Here is a 19,883-nt window from a genome sequence, read left to right as displayed (position 1 = left end):
GCCCTGAAACAGGGCCAAGGGGTGAGTTGCGGGTCAGGTAATCGGAGCGGGGTTGAACAGGGTGATGTCGTTGTGCAGGCGGTAACGTTCGGCCCAGGTCTGGGTGCGGCCGCTGGCGACATCGAGGTAGTAGTGAAACAGTTCCCAACCCAGTTCTTCGATACTGGCTCGGCCGGTGGCGATACGCCCGGCGTCGATGTCGATCAGGTCGGGCCAGCGCTCGGCCAGTTCGGTGCGGGTCGAGACCTTGACCACCGGAGCCATGGCCAGGCCGTAAGGGGTACCACGGCCAGTGGTGAACACATGCAGGTTCATCCCGGCTGCAAGTTGCAGGGTCCCGCAGACAAAGTCGCTGGCCGGGGTGGCGCAAAACACCAGGCCCTTGCCGGACACCCGCTCACCCGGGCCAAGCACGCTATTGATGGCGCTGCTGCCGGATTTAACGATCGAGCCCAGGGATTTTTCGACAATGTTGGAAAGACCGCCTTTTTTGTTGCCCGGCGTGGTGTTGGCGCTGCGGTCGGCTTCGCCGCGCTGCAGGTACTGGTCGTACCAATCCATTTCCCGCACCAGCGCTTGCGCCACTTCCGGAGTTTCGGCGCGTGAGGTCAGCATGTAGATGGCGTCGCGCACCTCGGTAACCTCCGAGAACATCACCGTCGCGCCGGCACGAATCAACAGGTCCGAGGCGTAGCCCAACGCCGGGTTGGCGGTGATGCCGGAAAAGGCATCGCTGCCGCCACACTGCATGCCGAGGATCAGCTCCGAGGCCGGCACGGTTTCGCGGCGGCGCTGGTCCAGTTTTTTCAGGCGTACTTCGGCCAGTTCCATGATCTGCTCGACCATTTCAGCAAAGCCGTGGCTGGCATCCTGCAAGCGGTACAGCCAGGGCTCGCTGAGGTCGACGGAAGGGTCGTCTTCATGCATGACCTGACCGGCCTGAAGCTTCTCGCAGCCCAGACTGATCACCAGTGCTTCGCCGCCCAGGTTCGGGTTGCGCGCCAGGTTGCGCACGGTCCGGATGGGAATGTAAGCGTCGCGGGCATTGATCGCCACGCCACAGCCATAGCTGTGGGTCAGGGCCACCACGTCGTCGACATGCGGATACTTGGGCAGCAGCTCTTCACGAATGCGTTTGACCGTGTGCTCCAGTACGCCGGTTACACACTGGACGGTGGTGGTGATCCCGAGGATGTTGCGCGTGCCGACCGTGCCGTCGGCATTGCGATAGCCTTCGAAGGTATAGCCTTCAAGAGGAGGCAGGGCGGCCGGCACCGCGTCAGACATCGGCAAGCTGTCCAGGGGAGGAGCCGAGGGCATTGCCAGCTGGGTTTCCTTGACCCAGCTGCCTTGTGGCAAATCTTGCAAGGCATAGCCAATCACCTGGCCGTAACGTACCACCTTGTCGCCCTTGGCGATGTCCAGCAATGCCACCTTGTGGCTCTGCGGGATGCTTTCTGTCACGGTCAGGCCATCGGCAAAACGGCTGCCTTCAGCAACCCCTTGATCATTCACCACGACAACAACGTTGTCCTGTTCATGCAGGCGTACGTAACGGGGTGAATCGGCGTGTTCGATCATGTGCATGGGGTGGCCCTTCTTATACTGTATTCAGGCTAGTCAACGAGCCTGCGACCGGAGCCGCAGGCGTTTCACTCAACGGCGCGATTCAGCGAGCGTGCCGGTGGCAGGCTGAGGCTGGGGGTTGCCGTTCTTGCTGGCATCTTCACGCAGCTCGATACGCTTGATCGGGCCAACAATCACCAGGTAGCTGAACACCGCGACCAGCGCATTGGCACCCACATACACCAGGGCCCATTTGAACGAGCCGGTGGCGCTGATGATGTAGCCGATAATGATTGGTGTGGTGATCGAGGCGATGTTGCCGAAGGTGTTGAACATACCGCCAGACAGGCCGGCAATCTGTTTGGGTGAGGTGTCGGACACCACCGCCCAGCCCAGCGCACCCAGGCCTTTGCCAAAGAACGCCAGGGCCATGATGCCCACCACCATCCATTCGGCATCGACGTAGTTGCAGATGACCATCGACGTCGACAGCATCAAACCGATCACGATCGGCGCCTTGCGGGCGAAGGTCAGCGAGTTGCCACGGCGCAGCAGGTGGTCGGAAATGATCCCGCCGAGCACGCCGCCGATGAAACCGCAGATTGCCGGCAGCGAGGCGATGAAACCGGCCTTGAGGATCGACATGCCGCGCTCCTGTACCAGGTACACCGGGAACCAGGTCAGGAAGAAGTAAGTGATGGCGTTGATGCAGTACTGGCCCAGATAGATACCGAGCATCATGCGGCTGCTGAGCAGTTGCTTGATGTAATCCCATTTCGGCCCGCTGCTGCCAGCGGCCTTGGGTTTGTCCATGTCTACCAGGCCGCCGTTCTGCTCGATGTGTTCAAGCTCGGTGGCACCGATCATCGGGTGCTCTTTGGGGTTGTAGATCAGCTTCATCCAGGCGATGGAGAACAGGATGCCCAGTACCCCCATGACGATGAACACATGCTCCCAGCCCCAGGCGTGGACGATCCAGCCCATCAGCGGGGCGAACAACACCGTGGCGAAGTACTGCGCCGAATTGAAGATCGCCGAGGCCGTGCCGCGCTCGGCCGTCGGGAACCAGGCCGCTACGATCCGGGCGTTACCGGGGAACGAGGGGGCTTCGGCAAAACCGACCAGAAAGCGCAGCATGAACAGGGCGATGATCGCGTTGGCGACCGGCAGGTAGCCGACAAACCCTTGCAGTACGGTAAAGGCTGACCAGGTGAAGATGCTCAGGGCATAGACTTTCTTTGAGCCAAAACGATCGAGCAGCCAGCCACCAGGGATCTGGCCCAGTACATAGGCCCAGCCAAAGGCGGAGAAGATGTAGCCGAGGGTGACGGCGTCGATCCCCAGATCCTTCTGCAGGCTGGAGCCGGCGATGGAAATGGTGGCGCGGTCGGCGTAGTTGATCGTGGTCACGATGAACAGCATGAACAGGATCAGGTAGCGCACATGCGTTTTTTTAGTCGCTTGCATGCCGATGTTCTCCCACTAATTATTTTTGTGCGGGGTTCTGTTGTGGAGGAGCCGAAGGGTCAGGCTTCGGCTCCGGCGACGTCGTGTCGCCCAGGTACGTCAGGTGTTATTGCGCACCCTGCTTGTCCATCAGCGCAGCGAGCATTTCGTACTCTTCTGGGGTCAGATCGGTCAGCGGCGTACGTACCGGGCCGGCATCGTAACCGGCGATCTTGGCGCCAGCCTTGACGATACTGACGGCGTAACCGGCCTTGCGGTTACGGATGTCCAGATAAGGCAGGAAGAAGTCGTCGATGATTTTGGCCACGGTAGCGTGATCGTCCCGGGCAATCGCATGGTAGAAATCCATCGCGGTTTTCGGGATGAAGTTGAACACCGCCGAGGAATACACCGGCACACCCAGCGCCTTGTAGGCCGCCGCATACACCTCAGCGGTAGGCAGACCGCCGAGGTAGGAGAAGCGATCACCCAGGCGACGGCGGATCGACACCATCAGTTCGATATCTCCCAGGCCGTCCTTGTAACCGATCAGGTTCGGGCAGCGTTCAGCCAACTGCTCCAACTGCACGGCATTGAGGCGGCAGACGTTGCGATTGTAAACCACCACGCCGATATCCACCGATTTGCACACCGCTTCAACGTGGGCGGCAACGCCGTCCTGGCTGGCTTCGGTGAGGTAGTGTGGCAGCAACAGCAAGCCTTTGGCGCCCAGGCGTTCGGCTTCTTGTGCGTATTCGATGGCCTGACGTGTCGAGCCGCCGACGCCGGCGAGAATCGGTACGCTGCTGGCGCAGGTATCAACGGCGGTCTTGATGATCTCTGAGTACTCACTGGCTGCCAGGGAGAAGAACTCACCGGTGCCACCCGCGGCGAACAGGGCACTGGCGCCGTAAGGTGCCAGCCATTCCAGGCGCTTGATGTAGCCCGCGCGGTGGAAGTCGCCCTGGGCATTGAAGTCGGTGACCGGGAAGGACAGCAGGCCGTGGGAAAGGATGGATTTCAGTTCTTGTGGATTCATTGTTGTAGAACACCCTGTAGGACACAAAGGAAGACGCAGTGGTACTCGAGTAGAGATACGTTATCGTACAACTTAAAATGTGCCTAGCCCCGCTGGTCCTCTTTTTTTGCACTTCAACCTCTACCTGGGCAGCTTGAATGGCTATTAAGGCAACCTCCGGTGGGGGCGGGCTTGCCCCGCGATTGCGGTGTATCAGTTACATCGCATCGCGGGGCAAGCCCGCTCCCACCGCTAAGCGTGTCTTCTGCTTCAGTTCGACTGCATGTTGAGTAGATCAGGCAAAGCCTCGCCCCGCCTTTTGGGTGTATTGCACTTCCCCGGACAAGCTGCTGAGATCGACGAAGTGCGCAGGATCAGTCCTACGACCACTTTGAGCAAATCGCGGGGCAGACCGGCTCAGAATCGCTCGGGAATCAGGCGGAACGGGTAATTGGTCCCTTTGTACTGCCCGATCTTGCCGCGCTTGGGCAGCTTGATCTGCTCTTGCTGGGTGATGTCCTTGTAGGGCACTTGCTTGAGCAGGTGGCTGATGATGTTCAAACGTACCCGGCGCTTGTCTTCGGAATGGGCCATGTACCAAGGAGCCCAGGAGGAATCGGTGGCCGCAAACATTTCATCGCGGGCGCGGGTGTAGTCGTCCCAGCGGGTGAACGACTTGAGGTCCATCGGCGACAGTTTCCAGATCTTGCGGCCGTCGGTGATGCGATCTTCCAGGCGCCGTTGCTGTTCTTCGGCACTGACTTCCAGCCAGTACTTGATCAGAATGATCCCGGACTCGACCAGCATCTTTTCGAACAACGGGGTGACCGCGAGGAATTTTTTCGCCTGGTCGTCGGAGCAGAAGCCCATGACCCGTTCAACGCCTGCGCGGTTGTACCAGCTGCGGTCGAAGATCACCACTTCACCGGCCGAGGGCATGTGCTGGATGTAGCGCTGGGCGTAGATCTGGCTCTTCTCGCGCTCGGTCGGTGCCGGCAGCGCCACAACGCGGAACACGCGCGGGCTGACGCGTTCGGTGATGGCCTTGATGGTGCCACCTTTGCCAGCGCCATCACGGCCCTCAAAGACAATGCAGACCTTCAACCCCTTGGCGGTCACCCACTGCTGCAGTTTGACCAGTTCAACGTGCAGGGCTTTGAGTTCATGCTCGTAGTCCTTGCGCCCGATAGGTCCAAGGTCTTTCTCTTTATCCTTCTTTTTGGCCATGTTGCGATGCCTCGTCAGCTGAAAGGGACGCCTGGGGTTGCAGGCTGTTCGGAGTATAGACCTGGCATTTTGGGCGGCGGCTGACTGAAGTCAGCCCCGGCGTCCGGGCGCGGATCAAGGCGTCCAGTCGATCTGGTGTTCCTCCAGATAGGCATCTACCGCCGCACCGACGGTGGGCTGGAACACGTCGCTGCCAATGTGTTCGAGCACTTCCAGGCGGCTGAGCTTTTCGCGTACGGGGTCTTTAACTTCGGCAAAGCGCAGTTCGACGTTTTGCCTGCGCAGCGTTTCGCCCAGCTCGATCAGCATGTCTGCCGAGGTGACGTCCACGCTGGTGACCGGCTCGGCGGTGATCACCACGCGGCGAACCGGGGTGGGGGACGCGGCAACGGCCTCCAGCACACAGGTCTGGAACAGTTCGGCGTTGGCAAAGAACAGCGGTGCATCCCAGCGGAACAGCACCAGGCCAGGTACCCGGCGGGCGTGTGGATAGCGACTGATGTCGTGATAGCCGCGGATGCCGTCGACACGTCCCAATACCGCGTAATGCGGGCGCCAGCCGTCCCACAAAAATTCGATTACGGCGATAACCACTGCCAGGCCGATACCCGGCACCGCACCCAGGGTCGCAACGCCAACAAAGCAAGTGATCGACAGCCAGAACTCCCACTGCTGAATGCGGTAGATGCGCTTGAGGTCCTTGAACTCGAACAAGCCAATCGCCGCGGCGATCACCACGGCGGCCAGCGCGCTGTTGGGCAGGTCTTGCAGCAGGTTGGGGGCGAGCAGCAACAGCAGCGCGACGCCGAGCGCGCCAAACACCCCGGTCAGTTGGGTCTTGGCACCGGCCGCTTCAGCCACCGGCGTGCGTGAAGAACTGCTGCTGATGGGGAAACCCTGAAACAAACCGGCCGCCAGGTTGGCGGCGCCCAGCCCGAGCATTTCCTGGTTCGGGTTTACCGGGGTGCGCAGCTTGGCGGCATACGCCCGTGACAGCACGCTGGTATCGGCAAAGGACACCAGGGCCACGGCAAGCCCACCCATCAATACCGGCCGAAGATCCTCGGCCCGCAACCAGGGAATAGCCAAGCCAGGTAGGCCTTCCGGGACCGAACCCAGCACTTTCACTGCATGGCTGGCATCCAGATCCAGTGCGCCGACCGCCAGGGTTGCCAGTACCACTGCAATCAGGATCACCGGAGCGCGCTTGAAATGCTGAAGCAGCAGAATCAGCGCCAGCGTGGCGCCACCGACAGCAAAGGCGACCCAGTTGGCCTGGCCCGCGGCAAGGGCTTTGAACAGGCCGAAGATGTCTTGCAAGGGGCCGGTACTGTCTACCGAAATATCGAACAGCTTGGGGGTTTGACTGACCAGTACGGTGAAGGCGATGCCGTTCATGTAGCCGTGGCGGATCGGCTTTGACAGCAGCTCGGTGATAAACCCCAGGCGCAGCAGGCCTGCGGCGATACACACCAGTCCGGAGACCAACGCCATCGCGCTGGCCAAGGCGATGGCGCGACCGGGGTCGCCTGCTGATAGTGGCAACACTACGGCCAAAATGATCGCCGCCAGCGCCGAATCCGGCCCCAGTACCAGAATGCGGCTTGGCCCGAACAACGCGTAGGCCAGCAAGGGCACGATGGTCGCATACAGGCCGTAAATACCCGGCACACCCGAGGCTTCGGCATAGGCAATGCCCACCGGTACCAGCATGGTGGTCAGCACCAGGCCGGCGATCAAATCCCGGCGCAGCCAGGCGGGTTGGTAGCCGCGCAGCACTAGCAGTCCTGGAAACCAGCGCCTCCAGCCCTGTTCGGCTTTGCCCGGCGCTTGGTTGCTCGCAGGTGATGAGGGGCCGGTGTCTTTCATGGAACTCCTGTTGGGGCTGTCCTTGTGTGCGATAAGCTGAGCGACAAGCTGCAAGCGATCAGCAGGAATGTAGCGCATCCTCAGGAGAGCGGTATTGACAGAAGTGCGTGTGACACAAGACCGACGACGGCCGATTCTCGATCCAATCGAACGCGTCACCGAGGTGATTTTCGGCTTGCTGATGGCCATGACCTTCGTCGGTACGCTGAGTGTGGCGACCTCCGGGCGCGATGAAGCCCAGACCATGCTGATCGCGGCATTGGGCTGCAATCTGGCCTGGGGTCTGGCCGACGCCGTGGTTTACCTGCTGCAGACCTGGACCGAGCGCACCCGCAACCAGAACCTGCTCAGGCGCTTGCGCAGCGGCTGCACTGCCGAAGAGGGGCGGGCGCTGCTTGCCGCTTTGTTGCCGGAGCGTATTGCTGCGGCGGCAGATGCTTATGAAATGGAGATGCTGCGCCTGCGCTTGCTGGCTCACGCCCCGCTACCGGAGGCGCCGCGTCTGGGTGTGGATGATTTCAAAGGAGCCTTTGGGATCTTCTTGCTGGTGGTGCTGGCGACCTTCCCACTCGTCATTCCGTTTCTGTTGACCGACAACACCGCACTGGCCATTCGTGGCTCCAACCTTGTGGCCCTGGCCATGTTGTTCGCATCGGGGTGGCTGCTGGCGCGCTATTGCGGCGGCAATCGCTGGAAGAGCGGGGCGCTGCTGGCGGTGGTCGGCACGGCATTGATGGCCGCGATCATTGCGCTGGGCGGTTGACTGGCGCGCCCCCGGGCGGGCAGCACGCCAGTCTCCTTGCTAGCCGAGGTAAAACTTCACCACCAGGCGCTGCAGCCATCGGCCATAGGGCGGATAGAACAGCTGGGTCGGGAACCAGCGTTGGCGCTTAAACACAGACTTGCCATGGGACAGCGCACGGAAACCTTCCTCGCCATGGTAGGAACCCATGCCGGAGTTACCTATGCCACCGAAAGGCAGGTCGTGCTGGAACACATGCCAGGCCCAGTCATCCAGGGTCACGCCGCCGCTGTGGGTGTGCTTGAGCAGGTGCTCGGTCTGGCGGCTGTCCAGCCCAAAGGGGTACAGCGCCAACGGTCGCGGGCGGGCCTGGATGTAGGTGATGGCCTGGTTGAGGTCGCGGTATTCGATCACTGGAAGCAGTGGGCCAAACAGTTCCTCCTGGGCCACGCGCATGTCTTCGCTGATATCGGTGATCACCTGCAGGGGCAGGCGCCTTGGTGTGTCAGACGAACTGCGGCAGCTCAGAATTGTTGCGCCCTTGGCGCGGGCATCTGCCAATAGCGCTTGTAAGCGCTGGGCATGGCGCTCGCTGATGATGCTGGTGTAATCGGCACTGGTGGCCGGGTCCGGGTACAGCCGTTCGAAGGCCTGCCTGACCGCCTCGGCGAACACCTGCGCCTTGCCCTCGGGGACCAGCACATAGTCGGGCGCCACGCATACCTGGCCAGCGTTGAAACCCTTGCCATGGGCGATGCGCAAGGCGGCGTCCTGCAGGTCCGCATGCTCGCCGAGCAGCGCCGGTGACTTGCCGCCCAGTTCCAGGGTCACCGGCACCAGATGCTCGGCCGCAGCGCGCATCACGTGATGACCGACTTGCGGCGCACCGGTGAACACCAGGTGATCCAGTGGCAGTGCAGTGAACGCCTGAGCGGCGGCCAGTTCGCCACCGAACACCGCGACCTCATCCTCGCTGAACAGCTCGGCGAGCATGCTTTTCAGCACCTGGCGGCTGTGCGGAGCGAACTCCGAGACCTTGATCATCGCCCGGTTGCCGGCTGCCAAGGCAGTAATCAGCGGTCCCAGGGTCAGGTACAGGGGGAAGTTCCAGGTGCCGATAATGCCCACCACGCCCTTGGGCTGGTACTCCACCCAAGCGCGGTTGCCGAGGAACAACAGCTCGGTTTTGCGCCGCTGAGGTTTCATCCAGCGGCTCAAGTGGGCGAGGGCATGGCGGGCATGCAGCAGAGGGCCGAGCACCTCGATCTGCAAGGTTTCGAATGCAGCGCGGCCGGCGAAGTCGGCTTCCAGGGCAGCGACGATCGCGTGCTGATGACGGCGCAAGGCACCGATCAGGCGCTTGAGGTTGTCGCGACGAACCTTGAGCGGAATATAAGGCTGGGCGTTGAACGCTTGACGCTGCCGTTCCAGCACCCGTTGCATGTGTTCGATTTCAGCCGTGTCGCTGAGCAGTGACAGATCGTTCATGGCTCATCCCTCCCGACGGCTGCGCAGCAGCATGTCGGCGGCTTTTTCTCCGATCATGATGCTCGGGGCGTTGGTGTTGCCGCCAATCAGTGTCGGCATGATCGAGGCATCGGCCACGCGCAGACCGGCGATGCCATGCACGCGCAATTGGTCGTCGACCACTGCCAGCGGGTCGTGGCCCATCTTGCAGGTGCCTACCGGGTGGTACTGGGTGTCGGCGCGGTTGCGGATGTCTTGTTCGACGGCCTTGCGGTCGTGTTGCGCCAGCGCATACAGGGGCTTACCACGATAGGGCGCCAGCGGCGCAGCATCGAGGATGGCGCGTTGGATGTCGGCACCGCGCATCAGCACCTCCAGATCCTCTGGTGCGCTGAAGAAGCGTGGGTCGATCAGCGGCGCCGCTGTTGGATCGGCGCTGGCCAGGCGGACGTTGCCACGGCTTTTCGGCCGTAGCAGGGTCAGATGACAACTGAAGCCGTGGCCCAGACGCAGGTTGCGCGCATGGTTATCGACGATGGCCGGGACGAAGATCAACTGCAGGTCGGGAACCTCCAGGTCCGGATGGCTTTTGAAGAACGCCCCGGACTCGGCGAAGGGCGAGGTCACCAGGCCTTTGCGTTCACGCTTCCATTGGGCCATGGCCTTGAGCATTTTCCAGCTGAAGGTGGGTGAGCAGCCGAAGGTGTTGGCTTTGTCGGGACTGAGGTAGGTGTACACGTAGTCGATGTGGTCCTGAAGGTTCTCGCCTACACCCGGCAGTTCGTGATTGATCGCGATGCCGTGCTTATCCAGCTCCTCGCGCGGGCCGATGCCCGAGAGCATCAGCAACTGGGGCGAGCCGAAGCTGCCGGCGCTGAGCACCACTTCATGGCGTACCTTGAGCACAATGCGCTTGCCGCCCTGGCGCAATTGCACGCCGGTGGCGCGCGCGGCGTTCAGCACTACGCGCTCGACCGTAGCCGAGGTCAGTACCTTGAGATTCGGACGCTGCAGGTTGGGCGTCAGGAACGCTTTGGCCGCACTGCAGCGCTCGCCATTGTGCTGGGTGACCTGGTACATGAATGCGCCTTCCTGGCGGGCGCCGTTGTAGTCAGCGCTGCGCTGGATGCCGTTGATCCCGGCAGCCTGGATAAATGCGGCGTTCAAGGCGCTCGGGCAGCTCACCTCGGCGACGCTGAGCGGGCCGTGCTGGCCATGGTAGGCGTCGTTCAGGCGTTGGTTGCGCTCGGACTTGATGAAGTACGGCAGCACCTCGTCATAGGACCAGCCCTGGTTACCCAGTGCCGCCCACTGGTCATAGTCCTGGCGATGTCCGCGTACGTAGAGCATGGCGTTGATCGAGCTGGAGCCACCGAGGGTCTTGCCGCGTGGCTGGTAGCCGCGACGGCCGTTGAGGCCTGGTTGCGGCTCGGTCTCGAAGGCCCAGTTGTTGATCCGCGTCGGCAGCATGGCGACCATCCCCACCGGCGCCTGGATCAGTACGCTTTTGTCGCTGCTGCCGGCCTCGATCAGGCAGACGCTGATGGCCGGGTCTTCGCTCAGGCGGCTGGCGATCACACAGCCTGCCGAGCCGCCGCCGATGACGATGTAGTCGAACGTGTCGTTCATGTCTTCAGTGCTCATGTCTGGGCTCCTTGAGGGTTGGAGGCAAGGTCAGAAGTGGTAACCGATGGTGAACGCATAGACGTCCGGGTCTGCTTCGACATCGATCTTGCGCTTGACCTCACCCAGGCCCGGGGTCTGGGTCTTGATGGTGGCGGTGGTGTCGATCCAGTAACGCGAGTAGGAAAAACCGGCGCTCCAGTTGTCGGCCAAGGGGATCTCCACGCCGACCTTGGCCACGGCGCCAAACGAGTCGTCGAGCTCGGAGGTGCTGGAGGTGCCACCGAATGCGCGGGTGTAGGCCGCGGTCATCTTCTCTTCGCTGAACCAGGTGTAATTGACCCCGAGGGCGACATAGGGCTGCAGGCCAAACAGCTCGAAGTTGTAGGCAATCAGCACTGCCGGGAACCAGGCGCGGGCGCTGCCGACCTTGCCCAGCGGCGCGGCACTGCCAGCGCCATCGAAGTCGATGACCGGTGGCGCACCGCTCTGCAACACCAGCGACCACGGCCCGCTAAGGCGGCGTTCGTAGATCAGTGCCAGGGTGCTGCTGTCACGCACGGTGGCCTGGACATAGTCGGGGGTGGTACCAGGCATGCCGGTCATATCGCCCGAGTCGGTGTTGAACTGGATATCGGCATAGCCGATACGCACGATGTTCAGAGGGGCCTCGCTGGCCAGTACTGGCAGGGGGATCAGCGGCAGGCACGCGGCAAGCGCAGGGGCAAACAGTCTTCTCATGACAGCCTCGGGTCTTATTATTTTTTTCGGTGAATCGACCAGACTGAAGATGCAACGTTGTGTCGCGCGACGGGAGGTTGTAATACGCCAGCGTGGGGGTTAATTTCTGCCAATGCTGAAAGGGAGGCCTTTGGATGACCCAGCTGATCGTCGGTAGCTATGGCACCGCCATGGACGTTGTGCAGCACAACATGCTGGGCTTGCCGGCCCTGGTGGCTGAACTGCAGGCCCAGGGCGTGGAGGGTGAGGGCTTGCTTGAGGGCACCGAGCTGTCACCGGCACAGGTACTCGACCCGGCTACCCGCATCTCCCATCGGCAGAAGCTGGCGATCTTCGCCAACATGCAACGCTTGATGCACCATCCCGACAGCGGACTGCGTGCAGGTGCGAGGCAACGCCTGAGCGACTTCGGGATCTTCGGCTACGCCTTGGTCAGCAGCGAAACCTTCGGTCATGCGGTTGAATTCGGTGTCAGGCACATCCGCTTGCTCGGGCCGATCTTCGAGAAATCGTTCCGCCTGGAAGGTGATGAGGGGGTGTTCATCGGCCAAGGCTTCTATGCCTTGGGTGAGCTGATGCCGGTGGCGACCGAGTTCTGGTTCGCTTCAATCCAGTCGCTGGTTCAGTGCGTGCTGGAAAAGCCCTTTCCGTCCCGGCGGCTGTTACTGCCATACCCGGCTCCGGAGCATTGGCGAAGCTATGAAGAATTCTTCCGTTGCCCGGTGGAGTTCGGCGCCGAGGTGATGGAGTGGCGCTTCGACGCCAGTGTGCTGCAGCTGCCTTGCCCCAACGCCAACCCGATCACCTCGGCGATGAGCATGGGTTTTTGCCAGCAACTGGTGGCCAGCCTGCCGGATGAGTCGGACCTGATCGAGGCGGTGCGCATGGCCTGCCTGAGCCGCAGCGGACGCTTTCCCGGCGTGGAGACGGTGGCGCAGACGTTGGGGATGTCGACTCGTACCCTGCACCGGCGCCTGTCCGAGTACCAACGCACCTACCAGAGCGTGCTGGATGAAGTGCGCTGTGCGCTGGCGATCGAATTCTTGCAACAGAGTGACATGCCTATGGACGACCTGGCTGCCCAGGTTGGTTTCTCTGAAGCGGCTAACTTTCGCAAGGCGTTCCGCAAGTGGACCGGGCAGTCTCCAGGGGATTACCGCAAGGCGCTGCGCAGCGCCTCCTGAAACACTGTAGGAGCGGGCTTGCCCCGCGATTGCGGTGTGTCAGTGACATTGCGTCGCGGGGCAAGCCCGCTCCCCCAAAAAAAGCCCCCGTATCGCCAAGCGATTACGGGGGCTTTAATTTCGCGGAAGCGATCAGACGTTGAAGCGGAAGTGCATCACATCACCGTCTTTGACGATGTAGTCTTTACCTTCCAGACGCCATTTACCGGCTTCTTTCGCACCGCTTTCACCCTTGTACTGGATGAAGTCGTCATAGGCGACGACTTCAGCACGGATGAAGCCTTTCTCGAAGTCGGTGTGGATCACGCCAGCAGCCTGCGGAGCGGTGGCGCCCACGCGTACGGTCCAGGCGCGTACTTCCTGCACGCCGGCAGTGAAGTAGGTCTGCAGGTTGAGCAGCGCGTAACCGGCGCGGATCACACGGTTCAGACCAGGCTCTTCGAGGCCCAGGGCTTCGAGGAACATGTCTTTCTCTTCACCGTCGTCGAGCTCGGCGATCTCGGCTTCGATTTTGTTGCACACCGGTACTACAACAGCGCCTTCTTCCTCGGCGATGGCCTTGACCACGTCCAGGTGAGGGTTGTTGTCGAAGCCGTCTTCAGCAACGTTGGCGATGTACATCACCGGCTTGCTGGTCAGCAGGTGGAAGCCGCGAATCAGCGCCTTCTCGTCGTCTGCCATGTTCTTCATCAGGCTGCGTGCAGGCTTGCCTTCGGTGAAGTGCGGGATCAGTTTTTCCAGGATGGCTTTCTGTGCCAGGGCGTCTTTGTCACCACCCTTGGCATTGCGCACAACCTTCTGCAGTTGCTTCTCGCAGCTGTCGAGGTCGGCGAAAATCAGTTCCAGGTCGATGATCTCGATGTCGCGCTTGGGGTCGACGCTGTTGGAGACGTGAATGACGTTCTCGTCTTCGAAGCAACGCACCACGTGGGCAATGGCGTCGGTTTCGCGGATGTTGGCCAGGAACTTGTTGCCCAGGCCTTCACCTTTGGAAGCACCGGCTACCAGACCGGCGATGTCGACGAACTCCATGGTGGTCGGCAGCACGCGGTTCGGCTTGACGATGGCAGCCAGGGCATCCAGGCGCGCGTCAGGCATCGGCACGATGCCGCTGTTCGGCTCGATGGTGCAGAAGGGGAAGTTCTCTGCCGCGATGCCGGATTTGGTCAGGGCGTTGAACAGGGTGGACTTGCCGACGTTGGGCAGACCGACGATGCCGCAATTGAAACCCATGGTGAATGCCTCTTCAAAGAGTCAGGCCTTTTGGCTGTGCAGCTCTCTCATCGCACGCGTCCAATCGCCGGCGAGGATGTCCGGCAGCACGCCGAGGGCAAAATCGATACTGGCGTCCAGCTTTTCCTGCTCGGCGCGTGGCGCCTTGCCGAGGACGAAGCCGGATACCCTGCTGCTGTCACCCGGGTGGCCAATGCCAAGCCGCAGACGGTGAAAGTCTTGGTTGTTGCCGAGCTGCGCAATGATGTCACGCAGGCCGTTATGCCCACCATGGCCGCCGCCTTTCTTGAGCTTGGCGACGCCGGGAGGCAGGTCGAGTTCGTCGTGGGCCACCAGGATGGCATCTGGCGGGATGCGGAAAAAATTCGCCAGTGCAGCAACGGCCTGGCCGCTGCGGTTCATGTAGGTGGTCGGGATCAACAGACGGACGTCGTTGCCCTGATGGCTGAACTTAGCCGTCAGGCCGAAATATTTGCGGTCAGCAGTCAGGTTGACACGCTGGGCGCTAGCGATGCGTTCTACGAAAAGAGCCCCTGCGTTATGCCGGGTCTGTTCGTATTCGGGGCCAGGGTTTCCCAGGCCGACGATCAGTTGGATGGCGGTCACGTCAGGGGCTCTTCCTTGGAGTTGGGGTTACAGTGCGGGGCACTGTAACCCGATCAACACCGGCGTGCTGAGTAAATTACTCGGCAGCGCCTTCTGCAGCTTCAGGCGCAACACGCGGAGCGTGAACGTTGGCAACAGCCAGGTCGTTACCGTGAGCCAGAGCGACGAACTCGACGCCTTTCGGAGCTTTGAGGTCCGACAGGTGAACGATGGTGCCGACTTCGGCGTTAGCCAGGTCGACTTCGATGAACTCAGGCAGGTCTTTGGCTTCGCAGGAAACTTCGATCTCAGCCACTACGTGGGAGATTTCGCCGCCTTTCTTGACCGGAGCTTCTTCGTTGACGAAGTGCACTGGTACTTTGGCGGTCAGTTTCTGGCCGGCAACAACGCGAACGAAGTCGGCGTGCAGGATGATGCCTTTCGACGGGTGACGCTGCATCGCTTTGACAACGACGTTTTGTTTGACGCCGTCAACGTTCAGTTCGATGACGTGGCTGAAAGCAGCTTCGTTTTCGAACAGCTTGGCGATTTCCTTGGCCACGATGGTCAGGGACTGCGCTTCTTTGTCACCACCGTAAACAACGGCAGGGATGCTGGAGGCGATACGACGCAGGCGGCGGCTCGCACCTTTCCCCAGGTCGGTACGCGCTTGGGCGTTCAGGATGAAATCAGTCATTTTGTATCTCCAAAATAGCCTTGCCCCCGAATGGCGTTTGCGACCAGCGCCAAAGCGGGGTTGGCAAAAAAGCCCCGCCCCAACAACCAGTGTTGGGGCGGGGCGCTTTACGTCAACGTGATCTCGCGAGGGTAAAACCCTCAGCGAAACATCGCGCTGATCGATTCTTCATTGCTGATGCGGCGAACCGCTTCAGCAACAACCGGTGCGATATCCAGTTGACGGATACGGTCACAGGCTTGTGCAGCTGCGGACAACGGGATGGTATTGGTAACCACCAGTTCGTCCAGCACGGAGTTCTCGATATTCTCGATCGCCCGACCCGACAGGACAGGGTGCGTGCAGTAGGCGTAAACCTTGGCAGCGCCGTGTTCTTTCAGGGCCTTGGCCGCATGGCACAGGGTGCCGGCGGTATCGACCATGTCGTCGACGAGAATACAGGTACGTCCTTCGACGTCGCCGATGATATGCATCACTTCGGAGTGATTAGCCTTTTCACGGCGTTTGTCGATGATACCCAGATCGACACCCAAGGACTTGGCAACAGCACGTGCACGCACGACGCCGCCGATGTCCGGGGACACGATCATGAGGTTCTCGAAACGCTGGTCTTCGATGTCATCCACCAGAACGGGGGAGCCGTAGATGTTATCTACAGGAATATCGAAGAAGCCTTGGATTTGGTCAGCGTGCAGGTCGACGGTGAGAACACGGTCGATACCTACGACGGTGAGCATGTCAGCGACGACTTTGGCGCTGATAGCTACACGCGCCGAACGCGGACGGCGATCCTGGCGGGCATATCCGAAGTAAGGAATCACGGCAGTGATTCGGGACGCTGAGGAGCGGCGGAAGGCATCAGCCATCACTACCAGTTCCATCAGATTATCGTTGGTTGGCGCGCAAGTCGGCTGAATGATGAAAACGTCCTTACCACGAACATTTTCATTAATCTCAGTGCTGATTTCGCCGTCGGAGAATTTACCGACAGAAACATCACCTAGAGGGATATGCAGCTGACGTACGACACGCCGAGCCAGATCGGGGTTAGCGTTCCCCGTAAAGACCATCATCTTGGACACGCGCAGTACCTGAAGGCTGAGGGTATACCTGGATGAGTATAGGAAAATGGCAGGGGCGGCTGGATTCGAACCAACGCATGGCAGGATCAAAACCTGCTGCCTTACCGCTTGGCGACGCCCCTGTATCTGTTGCTGCGAGTACCCTGTACTCGATTCCTAGAGCAGACTTTGCAGCTCACGATGCAACATCGAAATGTTGCTTCCTTTTGCTACAAACCCTGTTTGGGTATCTGCAAGAAGGGCCAAAACTTTATCAGCTTCAGCTTTGCTTGGGAAGGCCCCAAACACACAACTTCCAGTTCCGGTGAGTCTAGCCTCAGTAAATTTGCTGAGCAAATTCAATGAGTTGCGTACTTCTGGGTAGCGCTGCTCTACGACCGGTTGGCAGTCATTTCGACTGTTTCCCTTGGGAACGGGGCGCATCTTAAGGGGCAAAGAATCACGTGTCAACTGCGGATGCGAAAAAATTTCTGCTGTACTAACAAATACTTGCGGGACCAGCACGACATACCAGGGTTCTTCGGGATCCGCAGGGGTAAGGATTTCGCCTACACCTTCGGCGAATGCCGCATGCCCGCGAACGAACACCGGAACGTCTGCGCCCAGGCTCAAGCCCAGTTCAGCCAACTGATCTTCGCTGCAGTCGAGCTGCCACAAGTGGTTAAGACCGAGCAGGGTAGTGGCGGCATCCGAACTGCCACCGCCAATGCCGCCGCCCATGGGCAGGATTTTTTTCAGCCAGATGTCGGCGCCTTGCTGGCAGCCGCTGAGCGCTTGCAGTTTGCGTGCGGCCTTGACGATCAGGTTGCTGTCATGGGGGACGTTGTCGATCTCGGTGTGCAGGCGGATTTCGCCGTCTTCGCGCACGGCGAAGGAAAGCTCATCGCCGTAGTCGAGAAACTGAAACAGGGTTTCCAGCAAATGGTAGCCATCTGCGCGCCGCCCAAGAATGTGCAGCATCAAGTTGAGTTTGGCCGGTGCCGGCAGGGTCAAGACAGACATATCAGTGCCCCAGCTGGCGTGGCTGCCAGTCCTTGACCACCAGGGTCACGTCGATATTTTGCCCGTGCAGCTTCAGGCGTTCCGGCAGCCAGTAGCCGTTCTGCTCGATGTAGCTCAGGTACTGCACGTCCCAGCCGTCCTGTTTGAGGCTGGCCAGGCGGCTGTCGCCGTCCAGGGTCAGCTGGCTTTTGCTTTCGGGCGCCGGCAGGCCGCGTACCCACCAGACCAGGTGCGATACCGGCAATTCCCAGCCCAGTTGTTCTTCCAGCAGTGCCTCAGGGTTCTTCGCTTCGAAACGACCCTGATTGGCAACTTCCAGCACAACGCCGCCGGGGCGCCCGGTCAGGCGTGCGGCGCCACGGCCCAGCGGGCCGGCCAGGCGAATGTCGTAATAGTCCTGGCGTTGCAGCCAGAACAGGGTGCCGCTGCCGGAGTCTTTTGGCGCGCGGATGCCGACTTTGCCGTTGATCTGCCAGCCATCGAGGCTGCTCAGTTGTTGTTTGTGCTCACGCCACAGCTGCGGGTTGCCCTGGCCCTGAAGGGCTTCACGGGAACCAAAGCCGGCACAACCGGCAAGCAGGGCGATCAGGGTGAAGGTGATGCAGTGGCGCAAAAACATAGGCTTAAAGAGTCTCGGATCCGGTCAGGCGCAATACGGTGTTGCGCAGGATGGGGCTGTCAGGCTGGGCCTCGATGGCTTTGGCCCAGACCTGGCGGGCTTCGCGGCGCTTGCCGTTGGCCCACAGTACTTCGCCCAGATGAGCGGCAACTTCGTGGTCGGGGAAACGTTCCAGGGCCTGGCGCAGCAGGCGCTCGGCTTCATCCAGATTGCCCATGCGGAAGTTCACCCAGCCCAGGCTGTCGAGCACGGCGGGGTCGTCCGGGTTGATCTGGTGGGCTCTCTCGATCAGTTCTTTGGCTTCGGCGTAACGTGTGGTGCGATCGGCCAGGGTGTAACCCAGGGCGTTGAGGGCCATGGCGTTTTCCGGCTCGCGGGCAATGATGCTGCGCAGGTCTTTTTCCATCTGCGCCAGATCATTGCGCTTTTCCGCCAGCATGGCGCGGGTGTACAGCAGGTTGTTGTCGTCGGGGTATTGCTTCAAAGCCTGCTCCAGCACCTGCGAGGCCTGCGCGTCTTTTTCGTTGTTGCCCAGGGCTTCGGCTTCAATCAGGTACAACTGAATGGCGTAGTCCGGCTGGGTGTCGCGGGCCAGTGCCAGGCGTCGCGAGGCTTCGCTGCTGCGGCCATTGGCCACGAGGATATCGGCCTGGCGCAATTGCGCTGGCAGGTAGTCATTGCCCGGGCCGACCAGGGCGTACTCATCCAGTGCTGCTTGCGGCTGGTTGCGCTCTTCATGGATGCGCCCCAGGTTCAGGTGCGCCGCATCGACGTGGGTGTCACGCTCGATGAGTTCCTGCAGGTAGCCGGTCGCTTCGTCCCAGTGCTTGGTTTCCAGGCAGATCAAGGCCAGGGAGTAGCGCAGTTCATCGTCATCCGGGTACTGCTCAAGCAGGGTCGTGAACTCGACTTTGGCCTCTTCCAGGCGATCCTGCTCGACCAGGGTGCGGGCGTAGGTCAGGCGCAGGCGTTTGTCGTCCGGGTACTGGCGGATGGTTTTTTGCAACAGCGGCAGGGCTTCTTCGCCCCGTCCGACACTTTGCAGCAGGCGCGCACGCAGCAGAACCGGGGCAATTTCGCCTTCTTCAGGCGGATGCTCTTCCAGTAGCGCCAGCGCCGCGTTGGCGTTGCCATCCTGTTGCAGCAGCAGGGCTTTGCCGAACACCAGTTGGCCGTTGTTCGGGTATTTCTGCAGCAGTCGATCGAAGCTCTTCTGCAAGCCGTCGCGGGTGTCCTGGTCGGTTTCGGCAGCCGACAGGGCGAGGAAGTCGAAATGCGTGTCGCCCTTACCCTGCAGCACCTTCTCCATATAAGTCATCGACTCATCGTAGCGCCCACCGCGTGCCAGCTGGATGGCTGCAGCGCGCTGCGCATCGAGATTGTCCGGATCGTTTTTCGCCCAGATCAGTGCGGTATCCAGCGCCGGTTGGTCGGCGCCCAGGTACTCGGCAATGCGGTAAGCACGCTCGGACACGCCAGCATCCTGGGTTTTGATGGCCTCGTTGACGTAGTTGTCCAGGGCGATGTCGAAACGGTTGCGCTGGCCGGCCAGTTCAGCGCTCAACAGGTTGAATACGGTGTCCTGGCTGAACGATCCATAGACCACAGGCTTTTCCGGCTGCTTTTGCGCGGCATCGAGGGCAGGCGTCTGGGCATCCGTTGAGTCGGGGGCCAAGGTCTGGCAGCCCTGGAGCAGGGCCAAGGCAAGGAGCAATGCGTAGGATCTATTCATAATCAGGATTTGGGCGGCTTACCAGCGGTCGGATCATCATGACACAAGCG

The 19,883-nt window shown here is 60.9% G+C and carries 17 protein-coding genes and 1 tRNA gene; 2 read left to right on the top strand and 16 right to left on the bottom strand.

Annotated features, from left to right (window positions below; translation table 11 throughout):
• Positions 1-33: 33 nt before the first annotated feature.
• The 5 genes from garD to ACVWSC_RS24965 form a co-directional block, all read right to left on the bottom strand.
• The gene (garD, locus tag ACVWSC_RS24985; RefSeq protein ID WP_442109795.1) at positions 34-1,587 is read right to left on the bottom strand and encodes a galactarate dehydratase; all 1,554 of its coding nucleotides are present in this window, start codon (positions 1,585-1,587) and stop codon (positions 34-36) included.
• A gap of 69 nt (positions 1,588-1,656) precedes the next feature.
• On the bottom strand, positions 1,657-3,033 hold the full coding sequence (locus ACVWSC_RS24980; protein WP_442109793.1) for an MFS transporter: 1,377 nt from the start codon (positions 3,031-3,033) through the stop codon (positions 1,657-1,659).
• 106 nt (positions 3,034-3,139) lie between these two features.
• Positions 3,140-4,051, bottom strand: coding sequence for a 5-dehydro-4-deoxyglucarate dehydratase (kdgD, locus tag ACVWSC_RS24975; RefSeq protein ID WP_442109791.1), 912 nt, complete (start codon positions 4,049-4,051; stop codon positions 3,140-3,142).
• Between the two features lie 396 nt (positions 4,052-4,447).
• Positions 4,448-5,257 carry a polyphosphate kinase 2 gene (ppk2, locus tag ACVWSC_RS24970; RefSeq protein WP_442109789.1) on the bottom strand — a complete coding sequence of 270 codons (810 nt, stop codon included), beginning with the start codon at positions 5,255-5,257 and terminating at the stop codon, positions 4,448-4,450.
• Between the two features lie 114 nt (positions 5,258-5,371).
• Positions 5,372-7,126, bottom strand: a complete 1,755-nt coding sequence (locus ACVWSC_RS24965) for a SulP family inorganic anion transporter (RefSeq protein ID WP_442109787.1) — start codon at positions 7,124-7,126, stop codon at positions 5,372-5,374.
• A 94-nt stretch (positions 7,127-7,220) separates the two neighbouring features.
• Between ACVWSC_RS24965 and ACVWSC_RS24960 the strand changes: the two genes are divergently transcribed.
• The gene (locus ACVWSC_RS24960) at positions 7,221-7,889 is read left to right on the top strand and encodes a hypothetical protein (protein ID WP_442109785.1); all 669 of its coding nucleotides are present in this window, start codon (positions 7,221-7,223) and stop codon (positions 7,887-7,889) included.
• A gap of 39 nt (positions 7,890-7,928) precedes the next feature.
• Here the strand turns inward: ACVWSC_RS24960 and ACVWSC_RS24955 are convergent, their stop codons facing one another.
• From ACVWSC_RS24955 to ACVWSC_RS24945, 3 genes are read right to left on the bottom strand one after another with little or no spacing between them, the layout of a single operon-like run.
• Positions 7,929-9,356 (bottom strand): coniferyl aldehyde dehydrogenase, encoded by a 1,428-nt coding sequence (locus ACVWSC_RS24955; RefSeq protein WP_442109783.1) that lies wholly within the window; start codon positions 9,354-9,356, stop codon positions 7,929-7,931.
• Positions 9,357-9,359: 3 nt separating this feature from the next.
• Positions 9,360-10,979 (bottom strand): GMC family oxidoreductase, encoded by a 1,620-nt coding sequence (locus ACVWSC_RS24950; RefSeq protein ID WP_442109782.1) that lies wholly within the window; start codon positions 10,977-10,979, stop codon positions 9,360-9,362.
• 30 nt (positions 10,980-11,009) lie between these two features.
• Positions 11,010-11,699 carry an OmpW/AlkL family protein gene (locus tag ACVWSC_RS24945; RefSeq protein ID WP_274126685.1) on the bottom strand — a complete coding sequence of 230 codons (690 nt, stop codon included), beginning with the start codon at positions 11,697-11,699 and terminating at the stop codon, positions 11,010-11,012.
• Between the two features lie 134 nt (positions 11,700-11,833).
• Here ACVWSC_RS24945 and ACVWSC_RS24940 point away from each other — a divergent pair, with 134 nt between their 5' ends.
• Positions 11,834-12,883, top strand: coding sequence for an AraC family transcriptional regulator (locus ACVWSC_RS24940; protein ID WP_442109780.1), 1,050 nt, complete (start codon positions 11,834-11,836; stop codon positions 12,881-12,883).
• Positions 12,884-13,015: 132 nt separating this feature from the next.
• Here the strand turns inward: ACVWSC_RS24940 and ychF are convergent, their stop codons facing one another.
• The 8 genes from ychF to ACVWSC_RS24900 all read right to left on the bottom strand — a co-directional run bounded on the left by ychF (position 13,016) and on the right by ACVWSC_RS24900 (position 19,833).
• Entirely contained in the window at positions 13,016-14,116 is a 1,101-nt protein-coding gene (gene ychF, locus ACVWSC_RS24935) for a redox-regulated ATPase YchF (protein WP_442109778.1), read from the bottom strand.
• 21 nt (positions 14,117-14,137) lie between these two features.
• Positions 14,138-14,722: an aminoacyl-tRNA hydrolase gene (gene pth / locus ACVWSC_RS24930; protein ID WP_442109776.1), complete on the bottom strand. Its 585-nt coding sequence runs from the start codon at positions 14,720-14,722 to the stop codon at positions 14,138-14,140.
• 76 nt (positions 14,723-14,798) lie between these two features.
• A complete protein-coding gene (locus ACVWSC_RS24925) occupies positions 14,799-15,398 on the bottom strand; it encodes a 50S ribosomal protein L25/general stress protein Ctc (RefSeq protein WP_442109774.1) in 600 nt (199 codons plus the stop codon).
• Positions 15,399-15,538: 140 nt separating this feature from the next.
• On the bottom strand, positions 15,539-16,480 hold the full coding sequence (locus ACVWSC_RS24920) for a ribose-phosphate pyrophosphokinase (RefSeq protein WP_009405962.1): 942 nt from the start codon (positions 16,478-16,480) through the stop codon (positions 15,539-15,541).
• 47 nt (positions 16,481-16,527) lie between these two features.
• A tRNA-Gln gene (locus ACVWSC_RS24915) sits at positions 16,528-16,602 on the bottom strand.
• A 34-nt stretch (positions 16,603-16,636) separates the two neighbouring features.
• The gene (gene ispE, locus ACVWSC_RS24910; protein ID WP_442109772.1) at positions 16,637-17,482 is read right to left on the bottom strand and encodes a 4-(cytidine 5'-diphospho)-2-C-methyl-D-erythritol kinase; all 846 of its coding nucleotides are present in this window, start codon (positions 17,480-17,482) and stop codon (positions 16,637-16,639) included.
• A 1-nt stretch (position 17,483) separates the two neighbouring features.
• Positions 17,484-18,101 (bottom strand): lipoprotein insertase outer membrane protein LolB, encoded by a 618-nt coding sequence (lolB, locus tag ACVWSC_RS24905; RefSeq protein WP_442109770.1) that lies wholly within the window; start codon positions 18,099-18,101, stop codon positions 17,484-17,486.
• Between the two features lie 4 nt (positions 18,102-18,105).
• Entirely contained in the window at positions 18,106-19,833 is a 1,728-nt protein-coding gene (locus ACVWSC_RS24900) for a tetratricopeptide repeat protein (RefSeq protein WP_442109768.1), read from the bottom strand.
• Positions 19,834-19,883: the final 50 nt, after the last annotated feature.

It is taken from the genome of Pseudomonas sp. NUPR-002, from assembly GCF_056322725.1.
This window is presented reverse-complemented; position numbering and strand designations above follow the sequence as displayed.